Below are 9,441 nucleotides of genomic sequence, written 5' to 3'. Positions count from 1 at the left end.
TTAATTTTCATTTGAGCCACCCCTTGTTACTATCTCCTGATCTTGAGGTTTTATAAGTGGCAACGATAAGAAGATTAACAGTGCAGGGTTTAAGTAGGTGATCGAAAGTTGCATGGCGAATGAATCCGTTAAAATCGTCCTTAAGAACGATGCATAAATCCGACCCCGGGACCTGTGCGCGTCCCGGTTTTTCCGGTAAACTGGTGTTGCGGCGGCGCGCGCGAAGCGAAAACAAGCCGCCAGTTGACCATGAAGGAGAGAGATATTATGGAACGAAGATTTTGGGGGCTGGTATTGTTCCTTATCGGAGTGGCCGCCATGTTGCAGGGGATTGGGATCTACAATTTTGGCCTGGCTTTCTGGCCCGTGGTTCTCCTGCTCCTGGGCATGGTCCTGGTCCGGCTCAGCTACATTCACTGGTCAGTTTCCTGGCTTCTGCTGGGAACAGGCTTGTGGGTGGGCGGCATCGGTCTCTTTGAGATCCTTTTCAATGCCGGGGTAACTACGCTCAGGGGCGCGGATGTCACCCGCAATGCCTGGCCTATTTTACTGATCGCTCTGGGCGCCTCGATTATGTTTGGCAGCAGAACCTGGTTCAAATGGCGCTGCCGAATTTCAAGAGAAAACTCTCGTTCTTGCACGCACCATCTAAAAATGGGCGATCTCTATCATGGGCGGGAATCCTGGATCCTTGACGGGGATCTCGATCTCCAACACGGTGTCGGCGATGCTGTCCTGGACCTGACCACGGCCGAGATCAGCGAAGGCACCCACACCATTACGGTTAGAATGAGTATCGGAGAGCTGCTGATCCGCCTGCCGGACCATGTCAGCGCCGAATTGGACACTGCGGTCTCAATCGGCACGCTGCAGCTGCTGGACGAGCACCGGTCGGGATTCGGCGGGCTGTCGCTGCAGCGGAAAATTACAGCCGAGAATGCCGCCGCTGTCCTGCGCATTGATGCCAGGCTCGGTATCGGAGAGCTCACCGTGGTGCGGGCTCCGGCCTCTCCCGGAGATATAAGATGACTCATGAGCGTATTTTTGGGCTGCAGTGGCGCCTCACCGCTGTTTGCCTGGTAGCCGGTATTTGCTCGCCGGCGCTGGTGGCGGGGGGGTACCTGGTGGGCACCGCCCTGGGGCTCAGTCCTTCTACTGCCCTGGCCGCCGGTTCAGCCGCCGGTGTAATCCTGGGATTGGCCGCAGCCGCGGCCTGCTTTATCATCGCCCGTTCGGTAAAGTTGAGGTTGTGGGAGGCCGGGCGCATGGCCGGGTTAATCGCCCGCGGCAACCTGCGGGCGCGGCTCCGCCCCGGTCCCCCCGACGAAGTGGGATGGCTGGAGGAGCGGTTGAACCTGATGGCCGGACACCTTGAGACAGCGGTGGGGCAGCTGCGCCACCTGGCAGAAGAGAACCGGCTGCTGGCGGAGGAGGCCGGCCGCGGCGCCACCCTGGAAGAGAGGGCACGCCTGGCCCGCGACCTGCACGACACGGTCAACCAGCAGCTCTTTGCGCTGGCCATGCGCCTGGCCGCGATTCGCCGCCGCCTGGAGGAAAGCGAAAAAATTGCGGCGGCGGAGCTGCAGGAGCTGGAAGCGCTCGAAACGCTGGCCCGGCAGGCGCACAGCCAGACACGGGAGCTGATCATGCAGCTTCGCCCAGTGTCATTGGAGCAGCAAGGCCTGGGCGCGGCCTTGCATGAATATGTTGCCGGCACGGCTTCCCGCGAGGGATGGGAAGCCGAGCTGGACATAGACCGGTCGGCTCGGCCGGGCGCGCAGGCCGAGGAGTGCCTTTTTCGGATTGCCCAGGAGGCGCTGAATAATACGGCCAAGCATGCCCGGGCCGGCCGCATCAGGGTGAAGCTCGCCCGGGTAAGCGAAGGAATTTTGCTGAGCATAAAAGATGACGGTACCGGTTTTAACCCTCATGCCGGGTTCCGTCCAACGGCCGTGGGTTTGCGCGGCATCCGCGAACGGGCGGCGGCCGTGGGCGGCCTCTGCCGCATCGAAAGCGCTCCCGGCCGGGGAACGGAGATCACCGTCATTGTCCCGATGGAAACGGGGGAGGCGAATTAGATGATCCGGGTTTTACTGGTTGACGATCACGGCATGGTCCGGGAAGGGTTGAAGATTTACCTGGAAACGGAGGAGGACATCAAGGTGGCGGGGGAAGCCGCGGACGGCGCCGCAGCGGAGGCGCTGGCCGCAACGCTCAAACCGGACGTCATCCTCATGGACCTGGTGATGCCCGGGATCGACGGCGTGGAAGCGACAAAACGCTGCCTTGCCGCCAGTCCAGAATCAAAGGTGATCGTTCTCACCAGCAAGCCCGACGACGAGCTGGTGCTGCCGGCAATCCGGGCCGGTGCGCTATCCTACCTGCTCAAGGATATCTCCGCGGCTGAGCTTTCCGCGGCCATCCGCAGCGCCGTGGCAGGCCAGCCCACCCTCCACCCCATGGCGGCGGCGCGCATGATGCGGGAGATAAATGAGTCACCGCCGCACGCCGCCGGCGAGATCAGCCCCCGCGAGACAGAGGTCCTGAAGCTGATCGGGGAAGGCCTCACCAACAAGGAGATTGCCGAGCGCCTTTTCATCGCCGAGCGGACGGTTAAAAGCCATGTCACCCGCCTCCTGGAAAAACTCTCGCTGCGTGATCGCACCCAGCTCGCCATCTACGCCATCCGGAACAAACTAAGTTAATTCCCCGTATAAAGACCCGGACTTCGCGCCCAGTAAAGTCACCCATTCCGTTTTTTAGGGGGATGGATCTGGATATGGACAAGATATTTTGCCGCCCTGGAAGCAAACCAGACTTTTTTACCGCGGCGGTGTATTACTATATGAGGAAGGAAAGGGACGGTGGCAGATGCCGCAGGAACTGTTGAGGGAAATGGTGGAACAGCACGGGAACTCGATTTACCGCCTGGCCCTGCGGTATACGGGAGACAGATTTCTGGCGGAAGATATTGCCCAGGAGACATTCTTACGCGCCTGCGCCGGGCTGCAAAGCTACGACCGGAGCAGGCCGGCCGGGCCATGGCTGTTCCGCATCGCCCTGAATCTCTGCCGCAACCGGCGGCGCGCCGCCCGGGAAATCCCGGTGGAAGAACGAGTCGCAGCGGAAGCAGACCCGGGGCCGGGGCCGGAACATATTTACCTGCAGCAAGAAACAGAGCAGGAGTTGGCCGGGGCGCTGCGGGCTCTGCCCCCGATCTACCGGGAGGTCCTGATCCTGAAGCACGTAAATGATCTAAGCTACGCTGAAATAAGCGCGGTTCTCGGCCTTAAACTCAGCCTGGTAAAAAACAGGCTCTACCGGGGCCGGATCATGCTGCGTGAAGCGCTGCAGAAAGGGGAGTATGACCGTTGAAAAAATGTCCCGGACCGCCGACCTGGCAGGCCGTGGTGGACGGAGAAGAAGAGGGGGCGCAGTATGCGGCACACCTGGAGCGCTGCCCTGCCTGCCGGGCGGTCTACCATGAAATCAAGGAAGCGGCGGAGCTGGCCGGCCGCCTGCGCTCCGGCGCTGCGCTCCGGCCTGACTTTGCCAACGCAGTCCTTGCAAAGGCTCGAATGGCCCCGGCCCGTTACTTCCCGGCGGGCCTTGTCGCGGCGCTGCTGTTCGCGGTTACCGGGGCGGCCGCGCTGCTGCTGGTTCCGGGTTACTGGTCCTGGTGGTTGAGCGTGGGCCTGACCAGGAGCTGCGGCCTGCTTATGGACGCCTTTTTTAGGATAATTTACCTGGGGCAAAGCCTTGACCGGGCCTGGCTGCTCGGGCCGGCTTTGCTGCTTGTTTTGCTGGAGATATCAGTGCTGAAAAAACTAAAAACAGTGGAGGAATGTTAATGATGAAAAAGGCAACATGGGCTTTACTTCTCTCTCTGGCCTTGCTGTTGCTCGCGGGAAGCGCCGCCGCCCAAGAAAACATAATCGAGGGCGATATCAACAAGGCCGCGGGAAGCCTGGAGATTCTTCGCGGCACCACGGTAAACGGCAATGTCACCGTGAACATGGGTGAAGTATTGATCCTCGGCACGGTCAACGGAAAAGTGAACAGCAACATGGGGCAGGTCACCGTGCATGGAGAGGTCAACGGAAGTGTGGAGGCCAACATGGGCCAGGTGCTGATCACAGGCACTGTCAGCGGCGACGTGGTGGCGCGCATGGGCGAGGTAATCGTGGAAGGAGCCGTCGGCGGCAACGTGGAAGCGGAGCTTGGTGCGGTCCGGATCAGGGGCACGGTTGCCGGCGACATGAACAGCGGCCTCGGCGAACTGCGTATTCCCGGCGAGGTGCTGGGGAATGTTACCAGCCGGGGAAAGATAGTGAACATCACCGGCACCGTTCGCGGGGATGTTGCTCTCAGCCGCGGCATTGTCGAGCTCGGCCCCGAAAGTGAAGTCGGGGGCCGAATTTATGTTGAAGAGGGCATGGTTAAAGCTGCCGAAGGGGCCCGGGCGGGCTCGATCGAGGTGGTCGAGGAGCTCAGCGAAGCCGAGATCGACCGGCTGTTCCGATCGCACGGTTATCGCTTCCACGGCCTCGATGACCTTGAGGATATCGGAGGTATTCTGGCCACCGTATTTGAGAGAATTGGCTCTGCATTCAGCAACATCAAGCTGTGGCCCCGGGGCTGGAGGGTTTACCCCTGGATCTCGCCGTTCAGCTGGCCCGGGCACGTGGCCCGGGGACTGTTGAACATGGTGGTTCTGTTCGCCCTGGCCGCGCTGACCTTCTCCCTTTTCCCGCGGCAGGTCCAATCTGCAGGGGATGCTGTCATCTCCCGGCCCGGAGCGGTCATCGGCTGGGGACTGCTGGCCCTGGTCCTGGCCGTGCCTCTAATGATCCTCTTGGCGATCACGATCATCGGCATCCCCCTTATTTTTGTAGAAATGCTGGCGCTGGCGCTGGCCGGTATTCTCGGCTACACGGGCCTTTCTTGGCTTGTCGGAGGGAAAATAGTTGGCGCCGCCTCCGCAAGCCCGGTCAATCCTCTAGGGGCGATTGCCCTCGGCGTGCTGATCCTCGGCGCAATCAGCATGGTCCCGCTGGCAGGCTCCCTTTTCTCTTTGGTAATATTTGTCCTGGCGGTGGGCGCAGCCCTGGCCACCCGCTTCGGCTCGCTGGGACCGGCACCCACCGGGGGGCCACCCGCGCCTACTGAAAGCGAGTCGTAGGGGCTGCATCAAAATATGCGGGCGGGCGTGGAAGCCCGCCCCTACGTTTTCATGCGAACGGCGCCCAAACTTCGGCCGCAGGAATCCGAACAGGGCCGGCGATTTTATTTCCGGAGAGACGATCACCACCGGGTCTCTTAATCCAACCTTTGTCAAATGTTTTTTGAGTCGGAGGGACGGTGACTTTGACTTACCGTCTCCGGATTCCGCAATATAGGCAAAGGCCTCTCCCCGCGGATGCCAGTGAAACTCCTTGACCTGGCATTGATCGCCGGCGGCAAAGGTTTCGAGTAAAACTTGATCGGGAAACTTGTAGAGTAACAAATCGCCGTCTCTTAGGAAAGAAGAAAATTGAGGGATGCCTTAATTGCCTTTTCCCAGGATTCATACAGAAACAAACTTGACAGGCCGGAAATATTAATTACAATATAAATTAGTTTATGATATAAACCCTATTAGCGAGGTGGATGCCATGAAGAAGGAAGCTCCGAACCTGGACGAAGTGCTTTCCGACCTGGCTGCAATCAAGGAGGCTTTTCTCAAGAGCAGCGGCATCTTTCGCTTTTTTGATGCCGGCGGTCTTTTGAGGGGTGTACTGCTTATCGGCGGCATATTAATCGCCTTCTTTGCCGCGGCCTTTCACCTTCTTGTGAAACATTACGGCACCTTTGCCGCTGCACCTGCGCACTATAAAGCGCTGTTCTGGATCCTGCTGGCCCTGTCCATCCCCCTTACCGCCTATCTAAAAATAAACAACTTTTTACGGGGCGCGCGGCTGGTGAAAAGCAATATGACCCTCTATAAACTGATAAAAGAGATCTATACACCCCAGTTTATATCGATGAGCCTGCCTCACCTGGCTGCCATCGCGCTGGCTGTTTTTTTCCTATACCAGAAGGAGATGACTCTCTACCTGGTGCCCGTTCTTGCTCTCCTCTTCGGGCTGTTCACTGTTTCATTGAGCCTGGTCTTTTACATGAAGTGGGTCTACCTGCTGGGCTTCTGGCTGGTGGCCGCGGGGCTGCTAACCCTCTTTGCAGCAGAGCGGCTCTCCATCCCGGCCATGCTGGTTCTAAGTTTCTCCGCCGGCTTTATCCTGGCAGCACTTTACCTCTATGCCCGCCCGAGCGGTTCGGGCAGTTAGCGGGAGTGGCCGGGGTAATGGGCAAAACAGATTTTAACAGGATTATCCATGAACCTGTCCGCCTGCAGATCATGACCTACCTGGCGGCAGGAACAAAGAGAAGCTGCTCGTTCAGCGAGCTGCAGGAGAAGCTGGGGTTGAGTTCGGGCAATCTATCGGTGCAGCTGCGCCGCCTTGGAGAAGCCGGCTATATCAGCGTCACCAAGAAGTTTAAAAATCGCAGGCCCCTTACTTCTGTCTCCCTCACCCCCGGGGGGATGGAGGCGCTGCAGGAATATATTGCCGGCCTGGAAAGCATTGTGCGGCGCTTCAAGGATGATTCCCCCCGAGATGGGCCGTAGCCTGACCGTTAGCTGCAGCCGGGAAACATGCTCCATTTGCTAGTAGACCGGTCCGGGCAGGCCGGAACATTTTTTTATTAAAAGGAAGGTGAAAAAATGGCGGAACCGGCGATCAGCGTTAAAAACTTGAGCTACTGGTACGGTGACCTGCAGGCTGTTAAAAACATCAGTTTCGAGGTTTTCCCCGGGGAGATCCTCGGCTTTCTCGGGCCGAACGGGGCAGGCAAATCGACAACGATAAAGGTGCTCACCGGGCTGCTTGCGCCGGGGAGCGGCAGCGGGCAGATTCTGGGCCGGGAAATCGGCAGGGACGACCCCGCGCTGCAGGCCCAGATCGGGGTCTGCTTTGAAGAGAAGAACCTTTACCTGGAGATGAGCGCGCTGGAAAATCTGAACTTTTATGCTTCACTCTTTGGCATCAGGAGACCCGATTCGATGGAGCTGCTGCGGCGGGTGGGCCTGGCCGATCGGGCCGGGGAGCGCGTCAGAAACTTCTCCAAGGGGATGCGCCAGCGCTTGATGATTGCGCGCGCCTTCATTAACAAGCCGGTGGTTCTCTTTCTCGACGAGCCCACCGACGGGCTGGACCCGGTCACGGCGGCGGCGATCCGCAGGACCATCCGCGAGGAAGCAGACCGCGGGGCGGCGATCCTGCTGACCACGCACAACATGATGGAAGCGGACCAGCTTTCCGACCGGGTTGCCTTTATTAATGAGGGGAAAATCGTCGCTCTCGACTCCGCCGAGAATCTCAAGCTCAAGTACGGGCAGCGTGCGGTGCGGGTGCGGCTGCGGAGCGATGACGGCGGTGTTTGCGAAGAACATATTCCGCTGGACGGCGATAGAACCTCGAAACGGCTGGCCGAACTGGCCGCTTCACCGGAGCTGTTGACCATTCACACGGAAGAGGCCACGCTCGAGTCCATCTTTATCCAGTTGACCGGCAGGGGGCTGGAAGGATGAAGCGCTCATCACCAGGCTCATTTGGAAAAATCATTGGTGCGATCATGCAAAAAGATCTCCGGCTTTACGGGCGGAACAAGGTCTATGTTGTTTTAACCGTATTAGTCCTGGCCTGCTTCGGGTCCCTCTTCTGGCTCATTCCCGACAGGGTTGAGGAAAACATAAACCTGGCCATATCCCCTCCGCTGCAAACCATCATTGACGAGGGGAAGGATGCGCTGCGCGAGCTGGGAGCATCCGCAGAGATGCTGCAGGAGCTGGAGCAAACGGAATTCGCCGAGGAGGGGCTGGAACTGGTCGGGCTGGAGAGCGCGGCACAGCTCAGGCGCGCCGTCGAGGGCACGCTCGAAGTTTACCGCGCCAGGGAGGGCGACGGCCTGATTTTGCGCGACAAGTCCGCCGGAGAGAAGAAGCCCAAAGATGCGCAGCGGGTGCGGCTTGATATCGGCATCGCCTTTCCTGATTCTTTCATCGCCGGTGTAGCCGGCAGAGAGAAAACCACGGTGACAGTTTATGCAAATGCCGATGTGCCCGAAGAGATCAGGCAGGCCATGCAGAGCTTTGTCCGGGAAATTGCCTACCAGCTCGCCGGCCGGGAGCTTCCCGTGGAGCTGCCCGCGGAGGAGACCATCATCCTCGGGCCGGACCGCAGCGGCGCACAGGCTTCGATGCGCGACAAGATGCGGCCGCTGCTGGCCTTTTTTGCCCTGGTATTGGAAACCTATGCCATGGCTTCGCTTATCTCGACCGAGCTGCTGCAGCGCACCGTGACCGCCCTGCTGGTCACCCCGATGAAGATGTGGCACTTTCTTGCCGCCAAGACTCTTTTCGGCACCGGCCTGGCCCTGCTCCAGGGACTAACCATCCTGGCGCTGGTGGGGGCGTTCACCCCGGCCAACTGGCTGCTTCTACTCACGATCATGCTGCTCGGGTCGCTCCTCTTTACCGGCGTGGCCATGCTTATCGGCGCTGCCGGCAAGGATTTCCTGGACCAGCTGATCTATGCTCTTCTCTTCAGCGTGCCGCTGATGATTCCCGCATTTGCGGTGCTTTTTCCCGGCACCGCATCCGCGTGGGTCCGGGTGATCCCCAGCTATCCCATCGCCGACCTTCTGGCAAACGTGACCATCCATAAAAGCAGCTGGAGTGAGTCCATAAACTCCCTGGGTTATGCGCTGCTCTGGGGAGCAGTTCTCTTCGCGACGAGTTTGATTGTTCTAAAAAGGAAGGTGGAGTCGTTATGAGCCTGAATCGAATCTGGAGCATACTGCGCAAGGATCTGAAGCTGGGGCCGCGCCACCCCTTCTTTATGCTTGCAGTGATCATGCCGGTGGCGCTGACGTTCATCTTCCAGGTAGCCTTCGGCTCTCTCTTTGAGCCCAAACCTCGCCTGGGGATTGTGGACCGGGCTCAATCGGAGATAACATCCTCCGTCCGGCAGATGGAGGGGATCGAGCTGACCCTGCTTGACGATGCCGGGGAGTTGAAGAAACAGGTTGAAGATAACGATCTTGACGCCGGGCTGGTGCTGCCGGCCGGCTTTGACGAGGCGGTGCGGGCAGGGAGGAGGCCGAAGCTGGAGTTCTACATCGGCGGAGAGAGCCTGGCCTCGAACCGCATTATCATCAGCGTCACCGCCATAGATCTGCTGCGCGGGATCGAGGGCGGCGCCGCCCCGGTCGAGGTCGAGACCGTCCAGCTAGGTGAAGCCGGACTGCCGATCGCCATCCGCCTGGTGCCCCTGCTGGTATTCTACGCCCTGGTGATGGCGGGAATCTGGGTTCCTGCGGCAGGTCTTGTCGAGGAGAAAG

The 9,441-nt window shown here is 59.4% G+C and carries 11 protein-coding genes; all 11 read left to right on the top strand.

Going from position 1 to position 9,441, the window contains the following annotated elements:
• Positions 1–267: 267 nt before the first annotated feature.
• Positions 268–1,029 carry a LiaF domain-containing protein gene (locus ACE4YL_RS00950; RefSeq protein ID WP_461369033.1) on the top strand — a complete coding sequence of 254 codons (762 nt, stop codon included), beginning with the start codon at positions 268–270 and terminating at the stop codon, positions 1,027–1,029.
• Positions 1,026–2,078 (top strand): sensor histidine kinase, encoded by a 1,053-nt coding sequence (locus tag ACE4YL_RS00945; RefSeq protein ID WP_461369032.1) that lies wholly within the window; start codon positions 1,026–1,028, stop codon positions 2,076–2,078. Before ACE4YL_RS00950 ends, ACE4YL_RS00945 begins: the two co-directional genes overlap by 4 nt.
• Complete coding sequence (locus ACE4YL_RS00940) at positions 2,079–2,705, top strand: response regulator (protein ID WP_461369031.1); 627 nt, start codon at positions 2,079–2,081, stop codon at positions 2,703–2,705. It abuts the gene before it with no gap.
• A 166-nt stretch (positions 2,706–2,871) separates the two neighbouring features.
• A complete protein-coding gene (locus tag ACE4YL_RS00935) occupies positions 2,872–3,375 on the top strand; it encodes an RNA polymerase sigma factor (protein WP_461369030.1) in 504 nt (167 codons plus the stop codon).
• Positions 3,372–3,851: an anti-sigma factor family protein gene (locus tag ACE4YL_RS00930; RefSeq protein ID WP_461369029.1), complete on the top strand. Its 480-nt coding sequence runs from the start codon at positions 3,372–3,374 to the stop codon at positions 3,849–3,851. Before ACE4YL_RS00935 ends, ACE4YL_RS00930 begins: the two co-directional genes overlap by 4 nt.
• Positions 3,852–3,853: 2 nt before the next feature.
• Positions 3,854–5,182: a bactofilin family protein gene (locus ACE4YL_RS00925; RefSeq protein ID WP_461369028.1), complete on the top strand. Its 1,329-nt coding sequence runs from the start codon at positions 3,854–3,856 to the stop codon at positions 5,180–5,182.
• A 472-nt stretch (positions 5,183–5,654) separates the two neighbouring features.
• On the top strand, positions 5,655–6,326 hold the full coding sequence (locus ACE4YL_RS00920; protein WP_461369027.1) for a hypothetical protein: 672 nt from the start codon (positions 5,655–5,657) through the stop codon (positions 6,324–6,326).
• Positions 6,327–6,343: 17 nt separating this feature from the next.
• Positions 6,344–6,667, top strand: a complete 324-nt coding sequence (locus tag ACE4YL_RS00915) for a winged helix-turn-helix domain-containing protein (RefSeq protein ID WP_461369026.1) — start codon at positions 6,344–6,346, stop codon at positions 6,665–6,667.
• 96 nt (positions 6,668–6,763) lie between these two features.
• Positions 6,764–7,630 (top strand): ABC transporter ATP-binding protein, encoded by an 867-nt coding sequence (locus tag ACE4YL_RS00910; RefSeq protein WP_461369025.1) that lies wholly within the window; start codon positions 6,764–6,766, stop codon positions 7,628–7,630.
• Complete coding sequence (locus ACE4YL_RS00905) at positions 7,627–8,874, top strand: ABC transporter permease (RefSeq protein WP_461369024.1); 1,248 nt, start codon at positions 7,627–7,629, stop codon at positions 8,872–8,874. Before ACE4YL_RS00910 ends, ACE4YL_RS00905 begins: the two co-directional genes overlap by 4 nt.
• On the top strand, positions 8,871–9,441 hold a 571-nt coding region (locus ACE4YL_RS00900; RefSeq protein ID WP_461369023.1), incomplete at its 3' end, for an ABC transporter permease. The genes ACE4YL_RS00905 and ACE4YL_RS00900, both read left to right, overlap by 4 nt.

Source organism: Candidatus Darwinibacter acetoxidans (assembly GCF_041936445.1).
Taxonomy (GTDB): Bacteria; Bacillota; Limnochordia; order Darwinibacteriales; family Darwinibacteriaceae; genus DTU010.
The sequence above is the reverse complement of the archived record's forward strand: the minus strand, read 5'-3'. Positions and strand labels throughout refer to the sequence as shown.